Genomic DNA, 26131 nt, shown 5'->3' with positions numbered 1-26131 from the left:
CCGTAGTTGGGTAGGGGACATCAGCGCGAGGCGAGCACCTTTCGGGCCGCGGTGCGGGCCGCCTCCGCCTCCTGCGTGCCGATACGGGCAGCCAGCAGGTCAAGGAAGCTCTCCAGTTCTTCCGGGCTCAGGCCGCAGTTCATGGCCCCTCCCATATGGAATTGCAGCTGGCCTCCCAGCCCGGGCAGGCTGGCCAGAGCGGCGATGGTGCACAGTTCGCGCGCCTTGCGGTCGAGAACGTCACGGGCGAAGATGTCCGCAAAAAGATGTTCCTTCAAAAAGGTATCGATGACCGGGGCAAAAGCGAGGACGCCGGACGGGGGCTGGATCTCCTTTTGTCCGGCAAGGTCGGTCCGGACACGGGCGCCGTACGCATCCCGGTCCAGGGTGGAGGGCAGGGGAGAGGCGGCTTTCCCTTCCATATCCGTGATGCCACGGGCACGGCGTTGCTCCAGGACTTCCATGAAGACCTGCAGCCCGTTCAGGCTGCGAGGAAAGCCGATGTAGGCATACAGATGGGTCAGGACTTCCTTGATCTCATTGATGGTCAATCCGGCGTCCAGAGCCTGGTCCAGGGCCGGGCGCAGGCGTTCCAGATCGCCATTGGCGGTGTAGGCGGCTACGAGCACCATGCTCTGCTGCCGTCCATCCAGTCCTTTGGCAGGACTGTTTTTCACCTGCAGCAACGGGAACAGAAATATCAGGATGACCAGAAGAGGGAGAAGGGATCTGCGTCGCATGGCAAGCTCCTTGTGGAAGATCATGGAACGAACCTAGCGCGGCCGCAGTGAGGGGGAAATATCAAATCGACGCTAAAAATTGTCCAATCGTCGCAAGGATGATTGAAAGGCAAAAAAAGGAGACAGGAAGGCATCCGCTTTACGGGCAGGAGCCTGCTGTGTTCCACCCGTGTTGCCGGGAGGCACAAAAAAAGGGACGGCTGCCGCCGTCCCTCGTGAAGATCGCAGACCTGTTGCCGCTACTAGACGTTGAACAGGAAGTGCATGACATCGCCGTCCTGCACCACATATTCCTTGCCTTCCACGCGCAGCACGCCGTCGGAGCGGCAGGCGGCTTCGCTTTCGTGGCTCATGTAGTCGGCGTAGGAGATGACTTCGGCGCGGATGAAGCCGCGTTCGAAGTCGGTATGGATGACGCCGGCAGCCTGGGGAGCCTTCCAGCCCTTGTGGATGGTCCAGGCGCGCACTTCGTCGGGACCGGCGGTGAAGTAGCTGCACAGGCCCAGCGTGTCGTAGCCGGTACGGATGATGCGCACCAGGCCGCTTTCCGAGATGCCGTAGGAGGAGAGCATCTCGGCCTGTTCCTCGGCGGAAAGACCCTGCAGCTCTTCTTCCAGCTTGGCGCAGATGCAGGCGAAACCGGAATGGCGTTCTTCGGCCAGCTGCTGCACGCGGGCCACAAAGTCGTTGCCGTCGGCCACGGCGGCTTCGTCCACGTTGGCGCAGTAGATGACGGGCTTGGCGGTCAGCAGGCCTAGTTCACGCCAGGACTGGAGGAAGGTCTCGTTGTCGGGCAGTTCGAAGGAACGGGCGCCGTTACCGGCATTGAGGTGCTCCAGCAGGCCCTGCATGATCTCTGCGGCGGCCTTGGCGTCCTTGCTGCCCTTGGCCATCTTCTGCAGCTTTTCCAGGCGGCGTTCCACGCTCTGCAGGTCGGCCAGCAAAAGTTCGGTCTCGATGGTATCGATGTCGCGCAGGGGGTCCACGCTGCCGTCCACATGAGTGATGTTCTCATCCTCGAAGCAGCGCACCACTTCCACGATGGCGGCGCATTCACGGATGTTGCCCAGGAACTGGTTGCCCAGGCCTTCGCCCTTGCTGGCGCCGCGCACCAGACCGGCGATGTCGATGAAGTCCACGCTGGCGTGGATGGTCTTCTTGGGCGAGACCTTGGCCGAAAGCGCGTCCACGCGCTCGTCGGGCACGGCCACGGTGGCCTTGTTGGGTTCGATGGTACAGAAAGGATAGTTGGCGGCCTGCGCGTTCTGAGCCTTGGTCAGGGCGTTGAACAGGGTGGATTTCCCCACGTTGGGCAGACCCACAATGCCGATGCTGAGGGACATGGCCTCTCCTTGCGGGCTTGGAAGTTCAGGGCCATGCGCCGGTGGCGCAGGCGGAAAAAAGGCGCAGGAGCGCCCGGAACATGTCGTTGGAATGGGGAGTTTATAGGCAAAAGCCGTACGGCTGGCAAGTATGGCGGCAGCGGAAGGCCGCATGGGCCGCGGAGGAAAGGCCGTCTACCCCGGCGTGCGGCACGATTCGCTGTTCTGGAGGCGGGAAAGTGGCGCCGCCGTGTTTCCGGCCCCTACAGGACTTGGCTTGCCTGCTGAAATAGCATAAGACACTGGCGGCACTTTTGCTGCAAACCAATTTTTTCGAGGTCTGCCATGCAGGAAAAACGTATCAGCCGGGGCATCAGGCTGGGTAAGCTGGCCATCGGCGGCGGCGCGCCGGTGATGGTGCAGAGCATGACCAATACCGATACCCGTGACGTGGAAGCCACGCTGGCCCAGATCGACCGCCTTGTGCGCCGCGGGTGCGAAGCGGTGCGCGTGGCCGTGCCCGACATGACGGCGGCCAAAGCCTTGCGGGCCCTGCGTGACGGTTCGCCCGTGCCCCTCATCGCGGACATCCATTTCGACTACCGTCTGGCGCTGGCTGCCCTGGAGGCCGGATTGGAGGGTCTGCGCATCAATCCCGGTAATATCGGGCCCCGCGAGCATGTGGACCGCGTGGTGGATGCCGCCAAGGCCAACGGTGCGGTCATCCGGGTGGGCGTCAATTCCGGTTCCGTGGAAAAGCATCTGCTGCAGAAGTACGGCGGACCCTGCGTGGAAGCCATGGTGGAGAGCGCGCTCAGCCATGTGCGCATGCTGGAGGACCGGGGCTTCTACGATACCAAGATCTCCCTTAAGTCCTCTTCGGTGCTCGATACCATCGCGGCCTACCGCCTGCTGGCCAAATCCTGCGACTATCCGCTGCACATCGGTGTCACCGAGGCGGGCGGGCTCATGCGCGGCACGGTCAAGTCCGCTGTGGGCCTGGGCATTTTGCTGCATGAGGGCATCGGCGACACCCTGCGCGTCTCGCTCACGGCCGATCCCGCCGAGGAAGTCACCGTGGCCTGGGAGATCCTGCGGGCCCTGGGCCTGCGCCGTCGCGGGCCGGAGATCATCTCCTGTCCCACCTGCGGACGTACGGAGATCGACCTTTTCGGCCTGGCGCGTGCCGTAGAGGATGCGCTGGCCGAATCCACGGCAGACATCAAGGTCGCGGTCATGGGCTGTGTGGTCAACGGTCCCGGCGAGGCCCGCGAGGCCGATCTGGGCGTGGCCGGCGGCCGCGACAAAGGCATCATTTTCCGCAAGGGGGAAGTCATCCGTTCCGTCAAGGGACAGGACGCCCTGCTCGCGGCTTTTATGGAAGAACTTCAACGACTGCTTAAAGAAAAGGAAACTCACTGATGCGTTTCAGCTCCACCTACATCCCCACGCTCAAGGAATCCCCTTCCGAAGCGGAAGTGGTCAGCCACAAGCTGCTGCTGCGCGCCGGCATGGTCCGCAAGCTTACCTCCGGCGTGTACATCTATCTGCCTCTGGGCCTGAAGGCCCTGGAAAACGTGCAGCGCGTGGTGCGCGAGGAAATGGACGCCGCCGGTTTTTCCGAGCTGCTCATGCCCATGGTCATCCCCGGCGACCTCTGGAAAGAGACCGGCCGCTGGGAGTACTACGGCAAGGAGCTGCTGCGCTTCAAGGACCGCAACGACCGCGATTACTGCCTTGGCCCCACGCATGAGGAAGTCATCACCGACCTGGTGCGCGGCGAAGTGCGCTCCTACCGTCAGCTGCCCGTGCGTCTGTACCAGATCCAGACCAAGTTCCGTGACGAGATCCGTCCCCGCTTCGGCCTGATGCGCGGCCGTGAATTCGTCATGAAGGACGCCTATTCCTTCGATTCCAGCGATGCCGGTGCCGACGAAAGCTACAAGCTGATGTACGACGCCTACTGCCGCATCTTCAAGCGTCTGGGCCTGCGCTTCCGCGCTGTGGAAGCCGACACCGGTTCCATCGGCGGCAATTTCTCCCACGAGTTCATGGTGCTGGCCGATACCGGCGAAGACACCATCGCCGCCTGCACCGAATGCAGCTACGCCGCCAACGTGGAACGCGCCGAAGTGGTCTGGAACGGCACGCCCTGCACCGAGACCTGCGCCCCCTATGAAAAGGTCGCCACGCCTGCGGCCCACACTGTGGAAGAAGTGAGCGCCATGCTCAAGGTGGCTCCTTCGCAGGTGGTCAAGACCATGCTCTTCGTGGTGGACGGCAAGACCGTGGCCGTGCTGGTGCGCGGTGACCGCGAAGTCAACGACACCAAGCTCAAGAACCTGCTCAACGCCACCACCGTGGAGCTGGCTCCGGCCGCCGTGGTGGAAAAGGTCACGGCCGCGCCTCTGGGCTTTGCCGGTCCCGTGGGCCTGGATGTGCCCATCTACGCCGATCTTGAGCTGCAGGGTGCCACCGATTATGTGGTGGGCGCCAATGCCGCTGACGCGCATCTGGTGCACGTGGACCTGCGCCGCGACGTGAAGGTCACGGCCTACGCCGACCTGCGCTGCATCACCCTGAGCGACCCCTGCCCGCGCTGCGGCGGCGCCATCGAGCTGCCCAAGGGCATCGAAGTGGGCCACATCTTCAAGCTGGGCACCAAGTACAGCGACGCCATGCATGCCGTGTATCTGGACGAGAACGGCAAGGAAAACGTCATGATCATGGGCTGCTACGGCATCGGTATCTCCCGCGTGGTGGCCTCCGCCATCGAGCAGAACCACGACGAGCACGGCATCATCTTCCCGCCCACCGTGGCTCCTGTGGAATGCATCCTGCTCAACCTCGACCCCGGCAAGGAAGAAGTCCGCGCCAAGGCCGAAGAGATCTACGCCATGCTGTGCAAGGCCGGTGTGACCGTGCTGCTGGACGACCGCGAAGAGCGCCCCGGGGTCAAGTTCAAGGATGCCGACCTCATCGGTGCGCCCATGCAGCTGGTGCTGGGCGGCAAGGGCCTGTCCCGCGGCGTGCTGGAATGCAAGGACCGCCGTACGGGCGAAAAGGGCGAACTGCCCGTGGACGCCCTGGAGACCGCTCTGCCCCAGTGGATGGAAGGCGTGCGCAAGGCCTGGGCCGAGCGCCGCGCCTAGGACGGCTGACAGCGGAGCCCCTGCATGCCCGCTGCGTGTGAACAAGAGCGCATCCTGTCCGTCACTGAACTGACGGACAGGATGCGTCGTACTCTGGAGGGGACCTTCCCCTTCGTCTGGGTCCGGGGCGAGATAGGCGAACTGTCTTTCCCCGGATCCGGACATATTTATTTTACCCTCAAGGATGCCGGTGCCCAGCTGCAATGCGTCTGGTTCCGGGACCGCCAGATGCGCGGCCGGAACTTCGACCCCCTGACCGGCGAGATCTTTGCCGAGCCCCGGCCGGATCCCGTACGTTTGCTGCGGCAGGGCTCCGGATTGTTCTGTGCCGGGCAGATCAGTGTCTACGGGCCGCGCGGCCGATACCAGCTGATCGTGGAACTGGTGCAGGCCGGGGGGCAGGGCCTGCTGGCCCAGGCCTTCGAGGAGCGCAAACAGGCGCTGGCTGCCCGCGGTTTTTTTGCCGCGGAGCGCAAACGTCCGTTGCCTGCCAGTCCTAGCCGCGTGGCGCTGGTGACGTCACCTGCCGGGGCCGCCATCCATGACTTCATGGAACTGGCCTCCGTGCGGGGCCTGGGGGCCGAAGTGCGCCTGTTCCCGGTGCGAGTGCAGGGGGAGGGCGCTGCCGGACAGATCTGCCGGGCCCTGGACGAGATCAACCGTCAGGGCTGGGCGCAGGTCGCGGTGATCATCCGGGGCGGCGGTTCGCTGGAAGATCTTTGGTGCTTCAATGAGGAAGACGTGGCGACCGCCATTTTTTCCTCAAAGATCCCGGTGCTGGCCGGTATCGGCCATGAAGTGGACGTGACCCTGGCCGACATGACGGCCGACGTGCGTGCGGCTACCCCTTCCCATGCGGCCCAGCTGCTCTGGCCCTTGCGGCGCGAATACTGGCAGCGCCTGGACGAGCTTTCCCTGGCGCTGGAGCGCGCACGCCAGGGCTGGCTGCAACGGCAGGAAGACCGGCTCCAGCGTTGCGAGCGCGGCCTGCGCCTGTGTTCGCCCGCCCGTCGTCTTGAAGGGGCGGGGCAGCAATGGCAGCAGTGGCGGCAGCGTCTGCTCCAGGCCGGGGAACGCCTGGTGCAGGATCGTGAGCGCAGTCTGCAGCACAGCCAGGAGCGTTTGCGGGCCCTCACGGGGCCGGGACGGCTGGCACATCTGCAGCAGCGTCTTGCCCTGCTGGAACAAAAGCTTGGCAATGCCGTGCATCTGATGGTGCGCGGTCGTGAGCAGGCCGTGCGGGACTGCACGCGTGATCTGGCCCGCCTGGGGCAGGAGCGTGTCTCGCATCGCGGGCACGGGCTGGAATGCTTGGAACTGCGTCTGGCGGCCTGCAATCCGCTGGCTCCGCTGGGGCGCGGCTATGCCGTGGTGCGCACGGGCGAAGGGCGCGTACTGTCTTCGACCGGGCAGAGCAGCACCGGGCAGGACGTGCGCATCCTGTTACAGGACGGGGAGCTGGAAGCCAGGATCACTGCGGTGCATCCTCATGACGGACAGGGAGGGGATCATGCCTGAACAGTCTTCTTTTTTCCAACGGCCGGTAAGCGGCATCCTGGGGGCGGTGGTCCTGCTCCTGCTGTGGTCTTTCCCGGTCATGGCGGCGATGCATCTGGACGTTCCCGCACGGGCGGCCCGCGGCGATGCCATCCGCGTGCAGGTCTCCGGTGACGGGCCTGCGCGTCCTGTGACCGTCTTTTGGCTGGAGCGTGAGCATGTCATGGCGGCACAGCCGTCAGGGAGCGGCTGGCAGGCGGAGTTCCTGCTGCCTGTCCCGCTGGACAGCAGCGCCAAAAGCCTTGCCCTGAAAATGCGGACGCAGGACGGCCGGCAGGCGGAGGCCCGTGTGGCCCTGTTCGACAAAAAGCGTCCGGTGCAGGCCCTGCGGGTGGACAAAAAATATGTGGATCCCCCGGCAGAGGTGCAGGAGCGCATCCGCAGGGACCGGGAAAAGGCCGGCAAGGCCCTGGACAACTACAGCCCGGAACGTTTGTGGACGGCTCCTTTTGCGCGGCCTGTACCGGGGGGCGTGTCCAGCAAGTTCGGGCTCAAGCGGGTCTTCAATGACCAGCCGCGCGGCGTGCATCGCGGGCTCGATCTGCGCGGTGCGGAAGGGACGCCCATCCTGGCCTGCGCCGACGGCCGGGTCGTGCTGGCCGACGATTTGTATTTTTCCGGCAATGCCGTATATATTGACCACGGGCAGGGAGTGTTCACTTCTTACCTGCACATGTCCCGTATCCTTGTCCGGCCGGGCGATGTGGTCCGGCGTGGCCAGGTCATCGGCAAAGTGGGGTCCACGGGACGGGTCACGGGGCCGCATCTGCATCTTTCCCTGGTCGTCCTGGGACAGGCGGTGGACCCGGAACCCCTGCTGGAAGCACGTCCTGCTGCCCGGAGATGATGAAGCATGAAAGCCAGAACGAGCAAGAAGAACCTGACTTTTGAAGAGCGCATGGCCCGACTGCAGGAGATTGTGGAAGCCCTGGAGAACGGGCAGCCGTCGCTGGAAGAGGGGATGGCCCTGTATCAGGAGGGCATGGAATGTTCCCTGCAATGCCGGCGCCAGCTGGAGCAGGCCCGGCAGCAGCTGACGGTCTGGCAGGAAGGACAGGTCCGGGCGTTCCGGCCGGAAGAAAATATGGAAGATTCCCTGCAACAGAGTGTGGAGCAACGATGATGATGTCTACGGAAGCCATGAAATCCCTGCTGAAAGAACGCGGGAAGCTGGTGGAAAGCTATCTGGCGACCTGTCTTGACGGGCAGGAGATGCCGCCCCGGTTGCGGGAATCCATGCTGTACAGCCTGCAGGCGGGCGGCAAGCGTCTGCGCCCTGTCCTGTGCCTGAGCTGTGCCGCCCTGTGCGGCCTGAAGCCGGAGGACGTGCTGCCCTTCGCATCCGCCATCGAGATGGTCCATACCTATTCCCTGATCCACGACGACCTGCCCGCCATGGATGACGACGACCTGCGCCGCGGCAAGCCTTCCAACCATAAAGCCTTTGATGAGGCCACGGCCATCCTGGCCGGGGATGCCCTGCTGACGGATGCCTTCGCCCATATGTGCCGGGTGGAACTGCCCGCCGGTCAGGTGCTGCGGGCCGTGGCGGAATTTGCCCGTGCCGCCGGTTCGTCCGGCATGGTGGGCGGACAGGAGTGGGACATGCTCTACACCGGCCTGCCGCCCGTGAGCATGGCGGAGCTGCGCCGCATGCATGCCATGAAGACCGGGGCCCTGCTGCGGGCCTCCTGCGTGTGTGGTGCGCTGCTGGCCGGAGCTGCCGACGATGTGTGCGAACGCATCGGCCGTTACGGTGCCGCGCTGGGGGTGGCTTTCCAGATCGCGGATGACATTCTGGACGTCGTTTCCGATACGGCCACCCTGGGCAAGCCTGCCGGCAGCGATGCCGAACAGGGCAAGAACACCTATCCTGCGCTGGTGGGGCTTGACGAGAGCCGCCGTCTGGCCCGCGAACAGGCGGATGCCGCCTGCGCCGCACTGGCCGGTTTCAGCGGCCCCGAGACTGAATTCCTGCGCGCCCTTGCCGAGTACACCATCACGAGAGCGGCCTAAAAAATGACGGAGAATACTGCACAGTCCCTGCTGGACAGCCTGACATCACCGAAACAGGTGATGGATCTTTCTGACGAACAGCTCCCGGTGCTGGCCGCGGAGCTGCGCGAGCGCATCATCGACGTGGTGTCCAAGAACGGCGGGCATCTGGCCCCCTCGTTGGGGGTCGTGGAACTGACTCTGGCCCTGCTGCACACCTTCAACATGGAGCAGGACAAAATCGTCTGGGATGTGGGGCATCAGGCCTATGCCTACAAGCTGCTGACCGGACGCGCTTCCCAGTTCCATACCCTGCGCACCCTAGGAGGCCTCGCGGGCTTCCCGCGCCGCAGTGAGAGCCCTTATGACCGTTTTGGGGTGGGGCATTCCTCCACGTCCATCTCGGCGGCTCTTGGCATGGCCATGGCCCGCGATCTGGCCGGCGGCAAGGAACATGTGCTGGCCGTCATCGGTGACGGTTCCCTGACTGCGGGAGAGGCCTTTGAAGGCCTGAACCTGGCCGGGCATATGGGACGGCGGCTCATCGTGGTGCTCAACGACAACGAGATCTCCATCTCGCCCAATGTGGGCGCCCTGTCCCTGTTCCTCAGCCGTACGCTGTCCCGGCGCTGGGTGCGGCAGACGCGCAAGGATGTGCTCCAGCTTTTGCGCTCCATCCCCCGCATCGGCCAGAAGCTGGCTCTGTATGCCATGCGCGGCGAATGGAGCTTCAAGTCCTTTTTCACGCCCGGCATGCTGTTCGAGGCCTTCCGCTTCACCTATATCGGGCCTGTGGACGGGCACGACCTGCCCGCCCTGTGCCGCCATTTGCAGATGGCGGCAGCCGTGGAAGACGGACCGGTGCTGCTGCATGTGCGCACCTGCAAGGGCAAGGGCTATGCCCCGGCGGAGAAAGACCCCACGCATTTCCATGGTGTGGGCCACTTCGAGCCGGAAACGGGCCTGCTCATCCCCAGCAGCAACAAGACCCCTTCCTTCACCGGCATCTTCGGCAAGACCCTGGTCGAGCTGGCGGAAAAAGACGACCGTCTGCTGGCCATTACGGCAGCCATGCCCGAAGGCACCGGGACGAACCTTTTCGAAGAGCGCTTCCCGGAACGCTTCGTGGACGTGGGCATCTGCGAACAGCACGCCGTCACCTTTGCCGCCGGTCTGGCGGCCAGCGGCTTCCATCCCGTGGTGGCCATCTATTCCACCTTTTTGCAGCGGGCCTATGACCAGATCGTCCATGACGTCTGTCTGCAGAAACTGCCCGTGACCTTCTGTGTGGACAGGGCCGGTCTGGTGGGCGAGGACGGGGCCACGCATCATGGTGTCTTCGATATCGCCTACTTGCGCCATATCCCCGAGATGACCCTGCTGGCGCCCCGTGACGAGAACATGCTGCGCCATTGCCTGCTGACGGCCACCACGTCCGGTGGGCCCTGTGCCGTGCGCTATCCGCGCGGTGCCGGTATGGGGGTTCCGCTGGATGCCGAGCTGCGTCTGCTGCCTTCTGCTCAGGGCGAGATCATGCAGGAAGGGGAGCGGGTGGCTATCGTGGCCGTGGGCAACCGGGTGCGCCCGGCTCTGGAAGCCGCGGCAGCCATCGAAAAGGAATTCGGCTTCCGGCCGCTGGTCTTCGATCCTATCTGGCTCAAGCCGCTGCCTGCGGTGCAGCTGGCCGAGATCGCCCGCACGTTCGACCGCATCGTTTTCGTGGAAGAAGGTTGCCTGGCAGGCGGTTTTGCCTCGGCCGTTCTGGAACGCTGGGCCGACGACGGTCTGTTGCGCGGCCAGCGCATCCGCCGTCTGGGTATCGGCGATGCCTTTGTGGAACACGGTACCCAGGCCCAGTTGCGCGAGCTGGTAGGCCTGCGGGCGCCGGACATCATTCGGGCTGTGCGGGAACTGATCCTGAAGGACTGAGCCTTTTATGGCATCAACGGAAACGAGAGGAGCGTACCTGCCGGGTACGCTCTTTTTTTATGCTTGCGGTGGAAAAGGTGTGGTCGGGCGTAAGGCTTGGAGATGGGGAAACTCCCGGGCATATGCCGTTCCGGCAGAAGGATGGAACGGTGTACGCACAGATGTTGAGGGAAGATATTCCGGGCGGAGGACGGATTTCTGTGTGGGAGGCAAGCAGGACACGTTGTTGCCATCAACGCGTCGTACAGTTCCTCAGCTTTCCTGAACAGCCTGCCGTTTTTCGACGTAAAAGCGGATGCTGCCCCCCTTGAGATGGGCCATGATATTGCCGGGCAGCTGAAAGGTGGTACCGCCCCGGCCTTCCTGCCAGGCCTGGTCCAGGGCCAGCAGCGTGGCTGAACGGGCCTGGCCGCCGGAGAGCCGGGCCAGCCGGGCCACGGCCCGGTGGTAAAGACGCAGGCGCAGGGCCGCATGCGTCCCCCGTAACAGCGCGCGGGGCAGGATGATGCTGCCGAGTGCCTCTTGCCAGGGCGTGCGGGAAAGATGGTGTTCCAGCTCCTGCTGCCAGTAATCCCCGTCGATACCTGCCAGCTCCCAGAGATTGAGGCAGCTGTCCTCAAGGCGGGGATTCTCCTGCCGCAGGAGGGGAAGGACGGTATGCCGCAGACGGTTGCGGGTATAGCGGGTGTCCGCATTGCTGGCGTCTTCCCGCCAGAGGATGCCGCAGTGGTGCAGCAGATCTTTCAGGGCATGCTTGTCCGTGCGGAGCAGGGGGCGCAACAGATGCCGTTCCGCGTCCTCGGCCCGCATGCCGCCCAGTGCCGGCCAACCGGTACCGCGCAGGAAACGAAGCATCTGGTCCTCGGCCACATCGCTCCGGTGATGCCCCAGCAAGATGGCTGTAGCGCCGCATGCCAGCCGGGCTTGCTCCAGCAGGGCATAGCGCGCCAGTCGGGCCGCCTCTTCTGTGCCCAGATTTTCCTGTCGTGCCAGCCGGGGCACATCTGCCGTCAGGATGCGGCAGGGGATACGCCAGTCCCGGCAGAGCCCGGCCACGAAGGCGGCGTCCCCGGCGGATTCCGGTCGCAGCTGATGATCCACTGTCGCCACATGCAGCTGCCAGCCATGCCGGGGAGCCAGCAGGGCCATGATGCATAAAAGGGCAGTCGAATCCGCGCCGCCGGAAACAGCCAGCAACCAGGTATCGCCATCAGCCATCTTCAGGCTGTCACAACAAAAACGCTCCACATCCAGGCACAGGCGAGCCAGCCGGGAAGGGAGCGTTTGCAGTTTGAGGACGGGGGTCATGCCGCAGGGCATTCCGCTTAGTTGGGGATCTTGAGTTCTTTCAGGGTATCCGTGATGTAGTCCATCATGTGCCGCTGCAGTTCGGGCGACGCATAGGCCACGCATTCACAGCGGATGCGGCCCCGGGCACGCACCAGCAGCTCCAGACGCAGGCTGGTCTCTTCGCATTCCAGCGCCATGACATAGGGCCCGCACTGGCTTTCGTGTTCTTTCTGCACGGCGCTGAGCATATGGGCAGGGATGGGCAGCCAGTAGATGCCGTCCAGACCGGCGCCCAGATCCATGGCATCCAGATGCTCGCACAGACGTTTGGTTTCTTCGGCACGCAGGTCATCGATGAGGAAATAGCGCATTATTCGTGCTCTCCGTTGTTCCGGGCACTACAGGTACAGCCCTGGTCAAGGTTGAAGATGCGGCGCATGAGGCTGATGCGCGGCGCACTGCCTTCCTGCGACATGGTACCGCGCTTGAGGAACATGATGGGATCATGGTTCAGTTTGCGGACCAGAGCCAGCGCCATGACCTCGATGGCTTCGCGCGTGGCATCGTCCACGTGGCCCAGGCGCTTCAGGGTGCGAGCAATTTCTTCATGGGCGGCATTCTCGCCATGCTGGATGAGGTCCACGATGGTGGGCTGCACGTCCAGGCTGCACAGCCACTGCCGGAAGATGTCCACTTCTTCGTCCACGATCTCGGCGGCTTTCTGGGCCTCGTCGCGACGGGTGGCCAGGTTCTCTTCCACCACTTCCTTGAGGTCGTCGATATCGTAAAGATAGACGTTGTCCAGGCCGTTGACGTCGGGGTCGATGTCGCGGGGGACAGCGATATCGATGAAGAACATGGGCCGGTTCTTGCGCGCCTTGAGCACGCCGCGGATGTCACGGGCACGGATGACGGGATCCGGAGAACCGGTGGACGTGATGATGATGTCCACCTCTGTCAGATGGGAAGCCAGGGATTCAAAAGGCAGGGCCCGGCCATTGAACTGGCGTGCCAGTTCCTCACCGCGCGAGAACGTGCGGTTGGCCACCAGGATCTCGTCCACACCGGCCTGGAGCAGGTGGGTGGCGGCCAGTTCGGCCATCTCACCGGCGCCCACCAGCATGGCCTTGTGGTGCTGCATCTCGCCGAAGATGCGCTTGGCCAGTTCCACGGCGGCATAACTGATAGACACGGCGCTGGAGGCCACGGCGGTCTCGGTACGTACGCGCTTGGCCACGGAAAACGCCTTGTGCAGCAGGCGATTGAGGATCACGCCGGTGGCATGGCAGGCGGCCGCCTTGCGGTAGGCGCTCTTGAGCTGCCCCAGGATCTGGGGCTCGCCCAGGATCATGGAATCCAAGCTGGAAGCCACGGAGAACAGGTGCCGCACGGCATCCATGTTCTTGTAGATGTAGACATAGGGCCGGAGCTCTTCGGGGTCGGTACCGCGTGCGGCGGCCCAGCGTTCCAGGATACGGCCCGCCACATCGCCATGACCGGTGGCAAGCAGTTCCACACGGTTGCAGGTGGAAAGGATCATGGCTTCACCGATGACGTCGTCACACGGCAGGGCCCAGTTTTCCCGGCTGCAAAAATCCACAAGGGCGAAACGTTCGCGCACGTCCACACCGGCGGTGCGATGGTTCAGGCCAACAAGTACGATATCACAATCCATATCAACGTCGGTGGATTAAGGTTTGATGAAGGAATGATGCGTTTCCATCAGGGTATTGACGACCACGATGGAGAAAAGGCTCAGACCGAAGACCAGCACCATCAGGCGGGCGGGCTTGCGACCGCGCCAGCCGGTGGCCAGACGGCCGTGGAACACATAGGCCATAAGCAGCCAGACGATGATGCTGACCACTTCCTTGGGGTCACCGGTGAAGGTGGCGCCGTAGACGGGCTTGGCCCAGAACAGGCCGGAGACCACACCCAGCGTGTACAGCGGGAACGAGGCCGCCACGCCGAAGGCGTTGATCTTGTCCAGCAGGGAGAGGGCCGGCATGTCCTGCCAGAACCCTTCCATGCGCTGCTTGCTCTTGATGCGTCGTTCCAGGAACAGGAACAGGGAGCTGGCGGCAAAGGCCAGGGTCATGAGGCCCATGCTGAGGAACAGCGCCCCCACGTGCAGGGCGTAGAAAGAGCCCTTAAGCTGGGGAGGCACCTGCACCACGGCAGAAAGGTACGGGGCGGAAACGGCGAACAGGATGAGGGCCAGCGGCGTGGCCAGCAGGAGCAGGGCTTCCTGCTTGTAGCTCAGACGGCTGACAAGGCCGCACAGCAGGACGAACCAGGCCAGCATCTGCAGATAGCCGCCAAGGCTCAGGCCCGTGGGCATGGTCTTGTGGAAGCCGAGCAGGAGGGAAAACGTCTGGCAGACGAATCCCAGCCCCGCCAGCCAGCAGCCCAGCCGCCGCCAGAAGGCATTGCGCAGCAGCATGCCGGCCAGACCGGCCACAGTGGCAGCGCCGTAACAACACAGGGTCAGTAGGGTGGAGGTCTCAGGCGATAACATCAAGCAACTCCGGGATGCGGTCGTGCAGCTTTGGCGGCAGCAGGGCCTGCAGACAGCGCAGGCACGCCTGCCGGTCGCCCTGTTGCAGATGATCCTGCAGGGGCGACTGGGCCAGAGCGCGGAACAGGGCCGTATTGTGCCCTGTCTCGTCGTGCAAGGCAAGGACCATGGGACGCAACTGCCCCATCAGACGGACCATTTTTTGGCGGGCCTCCAGCCAGGTCGTCAGCTCGCCCTTCCAGCGCCGGGAAAGGGCCGGGCTGGCACCGCCGGTGGAAAGGGCCAGCGCCATGCCGCCGGAACGGGCCACGGCGGGCACGATGAACGAGCCTTCCGCCGGGGCATCGATACAGTTGCACAGGATGTGGCGTTCCCGGCAGAGGAGGGCGATATGCCTGTTGACCTCGGCATTGCCCGTGGCGGCGAAGACCAGCTGACGACCGTCCAGATCGTCGTCACGGAAGGGCCGCTGCTCAAAACGGACGCAGGGCTGCTCCAGCAGCGGACGCAGCTCTGCGGCAGGGGCTTCCATGTCCAGGGCCAGGATCGAGGCCGGTGCGCAATGCAGCAGGCCCTGCAGTTTGCGACTGCCGACCCCCCCCAGACCGGCCACAAGGCAATGCAGGCCGCTCAGGTCCAGAAAAAGGGGATAGAAATTTTTTTCAGGCGATTCGTGAGGCATGGGCAACGTTCCTGATAGCGGCCCGGACGCACGACAGCCAGCATGCCTCCTAGGAATGCGGCACACTGGCTGTCGTATCGGCTAAAGCCGGATCAGTTCCATAAAGTAGGGCAGGGTGAAGCCCATGGACAGCAGCAGGCCGATCACAAGGGCAGGCTTCTGGCGCAGCGGAGTGGCGCTGCGCGCGACCAAGGTCCAGAGCAGGGCGGGCACAAGCCAGAGCAGCACGCGGAGGCTCTGGAAGATGGCATCCTGCTGCATGAACACGCCGGTGGTCTGCCAGGTCTGCCAGATCTCCAGCCCGCTGGATGCCACCAGCAGCAGCCAGAGCAGGCCCCAGGCATTGCGGGCCCAGCGCGTGCACCAGGGGACCATGGTATTGTAATAGTCCCGGCCAAAGTCATCGGCCTTGCGGCGCAGGAGCAGCCACACGGCGCCAAAGCCACCGGCAAGGGCAAAGATCAGGGGCAGGGTATAGCACAGGGCGCTCAGGTAAGCCTGACCGAACTGGGGCGTGAACAGCTGCGGGATGGTGATGCTGCTGGCCTCAGGCAGGGAAAGGGCATTGTACAGGCGGGTGACGGCCATGACGCCCACGCAGGTCATCAGGCCCTGCAGGAAGGCGATGGCGCCCAGAATGATGTGCAGGACGGGATAATTGGCCAGGAATTTCCAAAGCATGAAGTAGCAGCAGGAAACGATGGCCGCAAAACCGAACATCATCCAGGTGGCTTCGCTGAGCAGGACGATGATGCTGTAGGAGTCGAAACCGTCCAGCGCCATGATGAGCCACAAACGCCCCCCCAGCAGCATGAGCCAGCCCAGCAGCATACTCAGGCAGGCCAGCTGCCGCGCACATTTGTTGTAAGCGGAACGTTTGCGCCGCAGGGCTATGATCTCGCCGCAGATGGCGATGAAGGTAAGGCCGAAATAGGCATAGAGCAGGGCAAAGGGCACAATGATGCTCCCCATGTCCAGCCCTGTCTGCAGCAGCGGATTGTCAGCGATGAAGGCGCGCACGCTCTCTAAAAAGTTCCCCATTGTTCCTCCAAAGATTCACCGGATCCCGGTTCTCCGGCAGGGAGACGCCGAGTTCGTGTTGGTTGTGCCTCAAAAATGGCTGTGCTGCAAGCAGCGCTTGCATTGCCGGAGCGCATCGGGCAGAAAAAAGACAGGAGTCTCCCATGAAAGCACATGCCCTTAGCCTGTCCTTTTTCCTTGCTGTCCTGCCTGCCCTGTCGCATCCCGTAGCTGTTTCGGCCGCGGACGCACAGCAATCGCAGGAAAGCTGGCAGCTGCCGTGGTCCGGGAGCAGCAGGCCCGTGCATGCTTACCGCGGCCCTGTGCGTGAGGAGTTCTTGCAGTGTGATCAGGGGCAATGTCCCCTGCCTGTCCATGATGGAGCTGCCCCTGCTGGCGGCACGGCCGGAGGCCCGCCCCCGGCCGTGGATCCTGGGTCCTCATCCCGTCAAAATGAGGCTGCGGTGCGGGACGATGCCGCAGAAACGGGCCGGTCTGCTGCAAAAGAGCAGGAGATACATACGGGACACGAAAGCCCCTCCCGAGAAAAAACACCATCCGCGACCGCCGCGACCACCAGTCCCGCTGCTGCCGGGAAGAGCGTGCCGGATCGGGCTAAGGAAGCCCCCTCCACGCAGAAGCCCTCCAGAGACCCGTCCGAAAAAAGACAGCCTGTGACTTCTGCCGCCGCGTCCAGACCGGCAGGAGGTACGGCGTCCGGGGCCGCGCGTGCGGAAAAGCCTGCCGCGGTCAACGATGCAGCGCCTGTACCCGGCACAGACAGCCCATCCGGTACGGCAACGGCGGACACGTCCGCTCCCGTCACTGATGAAAAGGCCGCTTATCAGGCAGGACTGGATCTTATATTGTCGGGTCGTCTGGACGAAGGCATGGCCCGTATGCAGTCCTTGCTGGAACAGTATCCTTCCGGGACCTATGCAGCCAATGCCGAGTACTGGCTGGGCGAGGCCCTGTCCAGCCAGGGCCGGAACGAAGAGGCCCTGACGCATTTCCGAAATGTGGAGGCCCGGTATCCCAAGCATCATAAAAATGCCGATGCCCTGTTGCGTACCGGGATGATCCTGAAGCAGCAGGGAGATACGGCAGGTGCCAGCAAGGCTTTCCGGCAGGTGGTGCAGCGTTTCCCCTCGTCCGCAGCGGCTGATCTCATCCGCAAAAAAGGACTGGTGCAGCCATGACGGATCAGGCTCCCGCAGCTCCCCTGTCTGCCCGCTGGGCCGATATGGATGACCGTGCCCGGCGTGAATACTGGGCCGGTCTTGCCCTGCGCCATTGCCGTGGTCTGGGAGCCCGTTCCTGCTGCCGGTTGCTCCGCCATTTCGGTTCGGCTTTCGCCGCGCTGGAAGGCAGGGAAAGATGGGCCGATGCCGGGGTGGACAAAGGCAAGGCCGCCGAACTCTCCACAGGCTCATGGCGGGTCACGGCCCGGGCGGAATGGGATGCCGTCCGTGAGTTGGACGCTGTCGTCGTCCAGTGGCATGAAGCCGCTTATCCGGCCCTGCTGCGTACACTGCCCGACGCCCCTGTGTTGCTGTACTGCCTGGGGGATCTTTCCCTGCTGGCCAATCCGGCCGTGGCCGTCATCGGCTCGCGCAAGGCCACGCTCCGGGGGCAGGCCCTGGCCGGACATATGGCGGGAGCCTTTGCTTCCTGGGGTATCACGGTGGTCTCGGGCATGGCCTGGGGCATCGACAAGGCGGCGCATGAAGCCGCGCTGGGCAGGACAGGGAGCAGCATCGCCGTCCTGGGGACGGGCATAGATGTCCCGTATCCCCGGGCCAATACCCGTTTATATGACAAGATGGCGGCAAAGGGCCTGCTGGTCTCGGAGTTCGCTCCCGGCACACCGGCCCTGCGGGAAAATTTCCCTGTCCGCAACCGCATCATCAGCGGTCTTTCTCTGGGCGTGGTCGTGGTGGAGGCCGCCAGCCGTTCCGGGACCCTCATCACCTCGCGTCTGGCGCTGGAACAGGGGCGGGAAGTCTATGCCGTACCGGGAGCGGCCCTGTCCGGTCAGAGTCTCGGCTGCCAGGAGCTTGTCCGGCAGGGGGCCAAGCCGGTGTTCGCGCCGGAAGATGTGCTGGAAGATCTTGCCGGGCCATTGCGTGATTTTGGCGTGCAGGCCGACCATCTGACACGGGAAGCCGCGGAACGTCGCCGCCGGGCTGAAGCCGAGGGCACGGGGCTGTCCCGTACGCTTTTTGCCTGCATGCCGCCGGAGACGGACACGCCGCCAAAGGCCGATCCCGGCAACGGGGAAGAGAGGCCGACGCAAGGAGCCGGGGAGACGGACACAGCTGCCGCATCTCCGGCACAGGACACTATCATCCCGCTGCTGCGGGAGCAGGGCCCTTTGCATGTGGATGCCCTGGGGGCCGCCCTGGGACGCAGCCCTGCAGAGCTGGCGCCGGTGCTGCTGGGACTGGAGATAATGGGACGCATCCGGCGCTTGCCGGGCGCACGCTACGAGGCCGTATAGATGGGACGACACATAGAAAAGGATACGGTGGAAGAGGAGCTCGATCCCCGCACTACTCTGGAAATCGAAGCTTTCCTGGCCTGGCTGGACGTGCAGCGGGGCCTTTCGCCTACGACGCAGATCGCCTACGGGACGGATCTGCGCCAGCTGGCCCTTTTCCTCGCACAGCGCGGCGCCAGCCTTGCCCGTCCGGCCGAGGTGAGCAAAAAGCATATCCAGGCCTGGCTGGCCCGTCTGTACGCGCTGGGAGAGGCTAAAAGCTCCATGGCCCGCAAGCTCGCGGCGGCACGGACATTCTTCCGTTATCAGCAGCGCATGGGACGCACGGAGAACAATGTGGCGGCCCAGGTGCGCAATCCCAAACAGGAGCAGCGCCACCCCCGCGTCCTTAATGTGGATCAGGCCTTTGCCGTGCTGGATACCCCCGATGCCCTGGCCGTGTCCGGTTCTCCCCGCATCCCCCCTGCCACCGGCGATGCTCTGGCGGCCCGGGACCATGCTCTGGCGGAGCTGTTGTACGGATCCGGCCTGCGCATCTCCGAAGCCCTGGGGCTCGATGTGACGGATTTGCGGCTGGAAGAGGGCGTTGCCCGCGTCTTCGGCAAGGGGGCCCGTGAGCGCATGTCACCGTTGTCAGATACGTCCGTGACGGCATTGCGGGCCTGGCTCGAGCAGCGGGGGACGCTGGCTCCTGAACATGAAAAAGCCCTGTTCGTGGGCGCGCGGGGAGGCCGCCTCGACCGCCGTGAAGCCATGCGCCGTATAGAAAGGCTGTGCCGTAACGCGGGCGTGGAGCCTGTTTCTCCCCACGCCTTGCGGCATTCATTCGCGACCCACCTGCTGGATGCCGGTGCCGATCTGCGCAGTGTGCAGGAGTTGCTGGGGCACCAGCGTTTGACGACCACGCAGCGCTATACGCGGGTCAGTCTGGAGCGGCTGATGCACCTGTATGATGAGGCGCACCCGAGGGCACAGAAAAAATAAAAAAATCACAAGTTCGTCATAAAAATAAAATATAAATAAAAATTGAATAGTTAAATATTATTTTACAGGAAAACGCGTCAGGTTTTTTTTTATGGGGGGCTTGGCAAGCCCTAGGTCTTGTGCTAAAGGTAACAAGCGTAAGGCAACTTACACACGTAACTGTGCAACGAAATTCCCAAAGAGGAGATATACCATGGCTGCACTCGTTCTTGGTCACATGAACCCCGATACCGACAGCATCATTTCCGCCATCGCCGCTGCTGACCTGTACAGCAAGCGTGGCTTTGAAGTCACCCCCGCCGCCCAGGGTGCTCCTACCCCTGAGACCGAATTCGTGCTGAAGAAGTTCGGCCTGACCGCTCCTCAGGTTGTGGAAGATGTGGCCGGTAAGGACCTGTACCTGGTCGACTACTCTGACCTGGCCCAGGCCCCCAAGGGCATGGACTCCGCCACCGTGCTGGGTATCGTTGACCACCACAAGCTGGGCGATGTGACCACCTCCAGCCCGCTGGAAGCCTGGATCTGGCCCGTGGGCTGCACCGGCACCGTGCTGAAAAACATGTACGACTTCTACGGTGTGGAACTGCCCAAAGCCATCGCCGGTGGCCTGCTGTGCGCCATCCTGTCCGACACCGTGATGTTCAAGTCCCCCACCTGTACCGAAGCTGACAAGAAGGCCGTGGAAGCCCTGGCCAAGGTCGCCGGCGTGGAAGACGTCATGGCCCTTGGTATGGAAATGTTCACCGTGAAGAGCGCTGTTGACGGTGCCTCCATGTCCGACCTGGTCTTCCGTGACTACAAGGACTTCGACATGAACGGCAACAAGGTCGGTATCGGCCAGCTGGAAGTCGTCGACCTGTCCATCCTCGACAAGGTGAAAGACGGCCTGAAAGCCGAAATCGCCAAGGTCAAGGGCGAAGGCCGCCACAGCGTGTTCCTGCTGCTGACCGACATCATGAAGGAAGGCTCTGAAATGCTGATCGTCTCCGACGATCCCACCGTGGTCGAAAAGGCCTTCGGCGTGAAGCCCGACGGCGACAGCGTGTGGCTGCCCGGCGTGATGAGCCGCAAAAAGCAGGTCGTGCCCAACTTTGAAAAGGCCTTCAAATAAGGTTTTTGCTCAAAGCTGATATGGGGCCGCTCCTTCGGGGGCGGCCCTTTTTGTTTGGTCAAAGCATAACGAGCTACTGTATTGGGCAGGCAAAAGCTCAGGAGCAGTTCAAGGGGCTTGAGCAGGTAAAGACTGTTTTGCCCTGCAGGCTGTGTTCCTGCCCGTTTGAAAATATATCTATTGCAGCTGCTGGATGGACTCCCTGCAACTATTGTCACTGCTCCATAAAGGGGAAAAGGTCCTCCTGGCTCAAATATGGCAACAACACAAGCAAGCACGGCAGCGGCAGCTCTGAAGATAAGCCGGTTCCCATCCCCGGTGCTCATGGACGATGTCCCAGGCAGCGGGAAAAAGAGGCACAAGTACCATGAGGGCGTCGGGAGGTCGGCTATCTTTCGTCTCGATGGGGCCAGTAGGGGAAGAGGGCAGGCATAGCGGCAGGGAAAGGGGTACAAAGGTATTTCCCTGTATGCGTTGGACAGCGTCATTGCCTGCCGGGAAACGGAAAAGCGGCCTGCCCTCCCAAAAGAGCAGACCGCTTTTTCATGTGCTTGGGGCGCAGGGAGCGGGAAGGCGGACTGACAGCTCCGGGCTTTTCCGGCGTCTGTGTCGTTTCGCTCCCGTCGCAGTGTTATTTATTGGGGAACAGCTCCCGGGCCTTTTCCGCGAAACGGCGGCCGAAGATCTCGAAATCGGCCTTGCATTCCTCATAATGATTGCCCACGGCATCCAGAGCCACAGGACCCAGATGGATGTAGGGCTTGCCGTGGGCAGCGCCGCCGGAATAGACCAACATGCCCTTGACCAGCATATGAGGCAGCAGGGTCATGATGGCCACATCGGCGCCGCCCTGGGCATAGTGGGCGGTGGCGAAGACCCCGCCCAGCTTGCCGGCCAGCTTGATACCGCGGGAACCTTCATCGAACCACTGCTTCATCTGCCAGCAGGTATTGGCCAGGTACGTGGGCGTCCCGAAAATGACACCGGCGCACTGGTCGATGTAGTCGGCATCCATGGCTTCTTCCACGGAAAAGAAGCGTGTCTCTCCACCTGCGGCGGCCAGACCGCGGGCGATGACTTCGGCCATCTCACGGGTATGGCCGGTCTTGCTGTAATAGATGATGGCAAATTTCATGTTCTGGATCTCCTTCAGGCAGCAGCCATAAACAGGTTGCCTGCCGGTTTACATCTGTCCCAGCATGCGCGGCACGAAGGTCGAAAGATCAGGGAAGATGATGATGACCACCAGGGCCAGCAGGGAGGCAAAGATCAGCGGCAGGGCCGCCTTGCTGATGCGTTCCATGCTGATGCCGCTGATATTGGCGCCTACATACAGGTTCACGGCCACGGGCGGCGTAACCTGCCCCACAGCCAGGTTGACTGTCATCATGATGCCGAACCAGACAGGATCCCAGTTGAAGTGGGCCATGATGGGCAGCATGAAGGGCAGGAAAACGTAATAGATGGAAATGGCATCCAGCAGCATGCCCGCCAGCAGCAGGATGATGTTGATCATCAGCAGGACGACCCACTGGTTGTCCGAAACAGCCAGGAGCACGGCGGAGCCTTTTTCCACCAGGCCCACAGTGGAGGCCACCCAGGAGAAGAGGCCCGCACAGGTCACTACCAGCATGACCACGGCCGTGGCCCGGATGCTGGCCGCGAAGATCTCGACCAGGATACTGATGCTGTTGATGGTGCGGTAGATGAACACCCCCACGAACAAGCCGTAAAAAACGGCCACAGCCGCGGCTTCCGTGGGCGTGAACACGCCGCCGTAGATGCCGCCCAGGATGACCACAGGCGTCATGACCCCCCAGAAGGCTTCTTTCAGGGCGGTACCCACGCTCTTGCCGCTGGGCTGGCCTCTGTATCCCCGCTTGCGGGAAATGATGAGCACGGCCGCCATGATGAACAGGGCCACCACGATGCCCGGCACGAAACCGGCGGCAAAGAGGGCGGGCACGGAAACATCGGCCACGCTGCCGTACACGATGAAGGCGATGCTGGGCGGGATGACGATGGCAAGGCCGGAGGTGACGGAGACGGTGGCCGCGGCAAAGGCCTTGTCATATCCTGCCTTGGCCATGCCCGGGATAAGGATCAGGCCCAGGGCCGCCACGGTGGCAGGGCCCGAACCGCTGACAGCGCCCCAGAAAGTGGCCACCGCCACGGTAGCCAGGGCCAGACCGCCGGTCATGGAGCCCACCAGAGCTTCCATCAGGGCCACGATACGCGCAGCGATGCCGGAACGCTCCATGATATAGCCGGCCAGGATGAAGAAGGGGATGGCCAGCAGGGGGAATTTGGCTATGCCTGCAAAAAAGTTGTAGGAAAGCATGCTGAAGCCCAGGTCCCATTGCCAGACGACGACCAGGGCGGAAAAACCCAGGGCCAGCGCGATGGGCACACGCAGGATCAGCGGGATGGCGAACAGGACCAGCAGCCAGAAAGCCGGATCGTGCAGCAAGGATGTGGTTTCCACACGGGCCTCCTAATAGCTGCCGCTGCGCAGGTCAGCGCAGGCGCGTTGCAACATGCGAAAAATGGTCAGTACGGAAAAAAGCGGGGTGGCGATGGTATACCACCAGACAGGGACGGCCAGCGCTTCGGAAATGACTTCCAGCTCGTATTCGTCCCGTACTTCCAGCCAGCCCGTCCAGGCCAGGGCTCCGAAAAAGCCGAGGCAGAGCGCCATGGAGAGCAGATAGCAGCAAAAGCGTAGCGACTTGGGCAGGGCATCATACAGGATGCTCATGCCCAGGTGGCTGCCGTCACGGAAAGAGCGGGCCGAACCGAGCAGGACGATCCAGACGAAGAAGTTGATGGTCAGCTCCTCCGTCCAGGCAAAAGAAAACGGTGTGCAATAGCGCACGACCACATTGACAAAGGCGATGGTCACCATCACCGCCAGCAGCAGCGCACCCAGCATCTCTTCCAGGCGCGTATCCAGAAAACGCAGCATCGAATCCATCCGGTGGTTGAAAAGGGAGGGCCGGGCCCTCCCCACAGAACGAAAAAACAAAAATCAGCAAAGCCTGCCGTACGGGGATCGCTCCCTAACGGACAGAGGCCATATCCTCCTCGGCGGCCTTGACAAGGTCGGCACCGATCTTGGCGGTCCAGTCCTTGCGGACGCCTTCCGTAGCCTTGGCCAGGGCGGCGATCTGTTCGGTGCTCAGGCGGGACACCGTCATGCCGTTGGCTTCCATGACCGCGTAACAATCCGTGGTCTCGGGCAGCTTATTGATGCTCTTGAGGTAGGCCAGGGCGGAACCGTCGTCCATGCCCAGACGGGAAAGGGCCTTGCCGTACTTTTCCGTTTCGGCGGCGCATTCCAGCAGCAGCTTCTGGTCTTCAGGGCTGAAGGACTTCCAGACGCGGGGGTTAACGCCCAGCATCAGGGGGTCGATGATGTAGTGCCAGTCGCAGTGGAACTTGTGGTAATCCCAGATCTTGAGCGGGATATTGATGCCGTTGGTGGGGTTTTCCTGACCGTCCACCACGCCCTGCTGGAAGCCGGTGGTGGCTTCGCTCCAGTTCATGTTGACGGGGTTGGCACCCAGGGCACGGAAGGTTTCGATGAAGATGGGGCTGCCCACCACACGGATCTTCAGGCCGCGCAGGTCTTCAGGCTTGGTGATGGGGCCCTTGGAGGTGGTCAGCTCACGGAAGCCGTTCTCGGTCCAGCCGATGATCTTGACGCCCTTCTTTTCCACAGCCTGGGTCATCATCTTGCCGGACTTGCCGGACAGGATGGCATCCATGGCCTTGTAGCGGTCAGGCTGCACGGCCAGGAAGAAGGGCAGGGCGGGCAGGTTCAGTTCCTTGATCTGGGGAGACCAGTTGATGGTCGAGGCCAGGGCAAAGTCGATGGCGCCGTTGCGCAGCAGCAAAAATTCCGAAGTCTGCTTGCCGGCCAGCAGCTGGCTGGAGTGATAGACCTTGATGTTAATGCGGCCCTGGCTGCGCTCGCGCACCAGGTCGGCAAAGAACGTACCGGTCATGCCCCAGCCGGAGGTGGCGCCGGGCACGACGCTCAGTTTGTACTCGCTTTTGTACGGAGCTGCCGTTGCCGGCAGGGCCAGCAGACAGGCGCACACGGCCATGACCGCCCAGCGGTAGAAACCTTTCATGAAACATCCTCCTCAGGATAGAACGTCCTGCCGTGGCCACAGGTCCCCACGACACGCGGCAGCATCTCACAACAGCGGCAGAACGAAATACAGCACAGGCAAAATGACGACCAGAGCCAGGGTGGAAAAGATCCACAGCGCATTGGCCATGTCCACGTCGAGCCCGAACAGGGCCGGAGGCACCAGGGCCGTCATGGCAACGGGCATGCAGGAAAGGACCGTCACGACCTGGAGCGGCAGCCCCCCGTCGATGCTGCCGAGCCCTGCCAGGGCGGCCAGCGGCACCAGCAGCAGGGGAACGCCGATGAATTTGACGATTGCCAGGGTCGCGGCCTCACGCGCGTAGCAGGATACGCGGGAAAGACGCAGCCCGAGCCCGATGGCAAAAAGAAAAAGCACCGTGGCAAGAAGCATGGCGGCCGCAGCCACGGAGCCCAGCGGCGCGGGACGGGGGACGCCCAGCATGTTGAGGGCAAGTCCCAGCCCCAGAGCTGTCAGGATGAGCAGCAGCACAGGATCAGGCCGGAAGGAGCGTAGCCGGAACGCCCCTTCTCCCCCCCCGAGACGGCGTGCCACAGGAAAGGAAATCCCGAAGTAGAACATTTCTTCGCAGATGCGGAACAGCGCCACGATGGCAATAGCTTTTTCTCCAAAGAACATGACGGAGACCAAGGCCCCCACAGCTCCCAGATTGGAGAAGGTCCCGCAGCAGTAAAAACTGCCGGTACGCGGTGCATCCAGATGCAGGGCCCGGGCAACACGCAAGGAAAGGTGGCCGCCCCAGATCCAGGAGGCGATGCCCAGGAAGGGAAGAGCCAGCAATCGGGAATCCGGTGAAGGCAACCCCCACAGAGAAAGCATGGCCGAACAGGGGATGAGGCAGAAAACAGCAAAGGATTGCAGACGCTTCCGGATACTTTCCAGCCGGGGGCGAGGAATGCGCAGCAGACGCTGCGCGGCATGACCCGCGGCAAGACTGAGAAAAATGAGGCAAAGGGAAAGGAGCAACCTGTCCATAAAAACGCGATCCGGATTCTGGCATCAGCTCTATGACAACGATATATGTCATTTCTGATTCCGATGCCCCTGTCATGCTAGGCGCAGGTCTTTATCTTGTCAAAGCCTATCTGACTGCTTGGAAGGTTGTCATGGAACAGGGGCGCGGGCTAGATTCTTCCTGTGGGCTATGCGCGCG

Annotated in this window: 24 protein-coding genes; 11 read left to right on the top strand and 13 right to left on the bottom strand. The window is 62.9% G+C overall.

Annotated features, from left to right (window positions below; translation table 11 throughout):
• Positions 1-20: 20 nt before the first annotated feature.
• Complete coding sequence (locus ACQRBR_RS01550) at positions 21-740, bottom strand: carboxymuconolactone decarboxylase family protein (protein ID WP_427812126.1); 720 nt, start codon at positions 738-740, stop codon at positions 21-23.
• A gap of 242 nt (positions 741-982) precedes the next feature.
• Entirely contained in the window at positions 983-2083 is a 1101-nt protein-coding gene (gene ychF / locus ACQRBR_RS01545; protein WP_006005438.1) for a redox-regulated ATPase YchF, read from the bottom strand.
• A 324-nt stretch (positions 2084-2407) separates the two neighbouring features.
• Between ychF and ispG the strand changes: the two genes are divergently transcribed.
• The 7 genes from ispG to dxs are packed head-to-tail and all read left to right on the top strand — an operon-like array spanning position 2408 to position 10695.
• On the top strand, positions 2408-3484 hold the full coding sequence (ispG, locus tag ACQRBR_RS01540) for a flavodoxin-dependent (E)-4-hydroxy-3-methylbut-2-enyl-diphosphate synthase (protein WP_006005442.1): 1077 nt from the start codon (positions 2408-2410) through the stop codon (positions 3482-3484).
• Complete coding sequence (locus tag ACQRBR_RS01535) at positions 3484-5214, top strand: proline--tRNA ligase (RefSeq protein WP_427812125.1); 1731 nt, start codon at positions 3484-3486, stop codon at positions 5212-5214. The genes ispG and ACQRBR_RS01535 overlap by 1 nt, the downstream gene beginning before the upstream one ends.
• 24 nt (positions 5215-5238) lie before the next feature.
• Positions 5239-6732 (top strand): exodeoxyribonuclease VII large subunit, encoded by a 1494-nt coding sequence (gene xseA, locus ACQRBR_RS01530; RefSeq protein WP_427812124.1) that lies wholly within the window; start codon positions 5239-5241, stop codon positions 6730-6732.
• Complete coding sequence (locus ACQRBR_RS01525; RefSeq protein WP_427812123.1) at positions 6725-7618, top strand: M23 family metallopeptidase; 894 nt, start codon at positions 6725-6727, stop codon at positions 7616-7618. The genes xseA and ACQRBR_RS01525 overlap by 8 nt, the downstream gene beginning before the upstream one ends.
• Positions 7619-7624: 6 nt before the next feature.
• Complete coding sequence (gene xseB, locus ACQRBR_RS01520; protein ID WP_168935706.1) at positions 7625-7894, top strand: exodeoxyribonuclease VII small subunit; 270 nt, start codon at positions 7625-7627, stop codon at positions 7892-7894.
• Positions 7894-8787, top strand: coding sequence for a polyprenyl synthetase family protein (locus ACQRBR_RS01515; protein ID WP_427812257.1), 894 nt, complete (start codon positions 7894-7896; stop codon positions 8785-8787). The genes xseB and ACQRBR_RS01515 overlap by 1 nt, the downstream gene beginning before the upstream one ends.
• Before the next feature lie 3 nt (positions 8788-8790).
• Positions 8791-10695, top strand: coding sequence for a 1-deoxy-D-xylulose-5-phosphate synthase (gene dxs / locus ACQRBR_RS01510; protein ID WP_427812122.1), 1905 nt, complete (start codon positions 8791-8793; stop codon positions 10693-10695).
• A gap of 252 nt (positions 10696-10947) precedes the next feature.
• Here dxs and tilS read toward each other — a convergent pair whose 3' ends face one another.
• The 6 genes from tilS to ACQRBR_RS01480 form a co-directional block, all read right to left on the bottom strand.
• Positions 10948-12003, bottom strand: a complete 1056-nt coding sequence (gene tilS, locus ACQRBR_RS01505) for a tRNA lysidine(34) synthetase TilS (protein ID WP_427812121.1) — start codon at positions 12001-12003, stop codon at positions 10948-10950.
• Between the two features lie 17 nt (positions 12004-12020).
• Positions 12021-12356: a hypothetical protein gene (locus tag ACQRBR_RS01500; protein ID WP_168935703.1), complete on the bottom strand. Its 336-nt coding sequence runs from the start codon at positions 12354-12356 to the stop codon at positions 12021-12023.
• Positions 12356-13660: a glutamyl-tRNA reductase gene (gene hemA / locus ACQRBR_RS01495; protein ID WP_321127110.1), complete on the bottom strand. Its 1305-nt coding sequence runs from the start codon at positions 13658-13660 to the stop codon at positions 12356-12358. Before hemA ends, ACQRBR_RS01500 begins: the two co-directional genes overlap by 1 nt.
• 15 nt (positions 13661-13675) lie before the next feature.
• Positions 13676-14503: a cytochrome C assembly family protein gene (locus ACQRBR_RS01490; RefSeq protein ID WP_427812120.1), complete on the bottom strand. Its 828-nt coding sequence runs from the start codon at positions 14501-14503 to the stop codon at positions 13676-13678.
• On the bottom strand, positions 14490-15185 hold the full coding sequence (locus ACQRBR_RS01485; RefSeq protein WP_427812119.1) for a precorrin-2 dehydrogenase/sirohydrochlorin ferrochelatase family protein: 696 nt from the start codon (positions 15183-15185) through the stop codon (positions 14490-14492). Before ACQRBR_RS01485 ends, ACQRBR_RS01490 begins: the two co-directional genes overlap by 14 nt.
• 81 nt (positions 15186-15266) lie before the next feature.
• On the bottom strand, positions 15267-16226 hold the full coding sequence (locus ACQRBR_RS01480) for a hypothetical protein (protein ID WP_303880385.1): 960 nt from the start codon (positions 16224-16226) through the stop codon (positions 15267-15269).
• A 653-nt stretch (positions 16227-16879) separates the two neighbouring features.
• Between ACQRBR_RS01480 and ybgF the strand changes: the two genes are divergently transcribed.
• From ybgF to ACQRBR_RS01460, 4 genes are all read left to right on the top strand, one after another.
• On the top strand, positions 16880-17404 hold the full coding sequence (gene ybgF / locus ACQRBR_RS01475; protein ID WP_427812118.1) for a tol-pal system protein YbgF: 525 nt from the start codon (positions 16880-16882) through the stop codon (positions 17402-17404).
• Positions 17401-18705 (top strand): DNA-processing protein DprA, encoded by a 1305-nt coding sequence (gene dprA / locus ACQRBR_RS01470; protein WP_427812117.1) that lies wholly within the window; start codon positions 17401-17403, stop codon positions 18703-18705. The genes ybgF and dprA overlap by 4 nt, the downstream gene beginning before the upstream one ends.
• Positions 18706-19689 carry a tyrosine recombinase XerC gene (locus ACQRBR_RS01465; protein ID WP_297158919.1) on the top strand — a complete coding sequence of 328 codons (984 nt, stop codon included), beginning with the start codon at positions 18706-18708 and terminating at the stop codon, positions 19687-19689.
• Between the two features lie 193 nt (positions 19690-19882).
• Positions 19883-20800 carry a manganese-dependent inorganic pyrophosphatase gene (locus ACQRBR_RS01460; protein ID WP_303880378.1) on the top strand — a complete coding sequence of 306 codons (918 nt, stop codon included), beginning with the start codon at positions 19883-19885 and terminating at the stop codon, positions 20798-20800.
• Positions 20801-21431: 631 nt separating this feature from the next.
• Here the strand turns inward: ACQRBR_RS01460 and ACQRBR_RS01455 are convergent.
• The 5 genes from ACQRBR_RS01455 to ACQRBR_RS01435 form a co-directional block, all read right to left on the bottom strand.
• Complete coding sequence (locus ACQRBR_RS01455) at positions 21432-21935, bottom strand: flavodoxin family protein (protein ID WP_204673749.1); 504 nt, start codon at positions 21933-21935, stop codon at positions 21432-21434.
• Positions 21936-21983: 48 nt separating this feature from the next.
• Positions 21984-23285, bottom strand: a complete 1302-nt coding sequence (locus tag ACQRBR_RS01450; RefSeq protein WP_427812116.1) for a TRAP transporter large permease — start codon at positions 23283-23285, stop codon at positions 21984-21986.
• A gap of 9 nt (positions 23286-23294) precedes the next feature.
• On the bottom strand, positions 23295-23765 hold the full coding sequence (locus ACQRBR_RS01445) for a TRAP transporter small permease (protein WP_168935694.1): 471 nt from the start codon (positions 23763-23765) through the stop codon (positions 23295-23297).
• 94 nt (positions 23766-23859) lie between these two features.
• A complete protein-coding gene (gene dctP, locus ACQRBR_RS01440) occupies positions 23860-24936 on the bottom strand; it encodes a TRAP transporter substrate-binding protein DctP (RefSeq protein ID WP_303880374.1) in 1077 nt (358 codons plus the stop codon).
• Positions 24937-25002: 66 nt separating this feature from the next.
• A complete protein-coding gene (locus ACQRBR_RS01435) occupies positions 25003-25953 on the bottom strand; it encodes an AEC family transporter (protein WP_427812115.1) in 951 nt (316 codons plus the stop codon).
• Positions 25954-26131 lie beyond the last annotated feature (178 nt).

The sequence above is a fragment of the Desulfovibrio sp. SGI.133 genome (assembly GCF_050313955.1).
Taxonomy (GTDB): domain Bacteria; phylum Desulfobacterota; class Desulfovibrionia; order Desulfovibrionales; family Desulfovibrionaceae; genus Desulfovibrio.
Note: the sequence above shows the minus strand (reverse complement) of the source record. Positions and strands in the feature narration are given on the sequence as shown.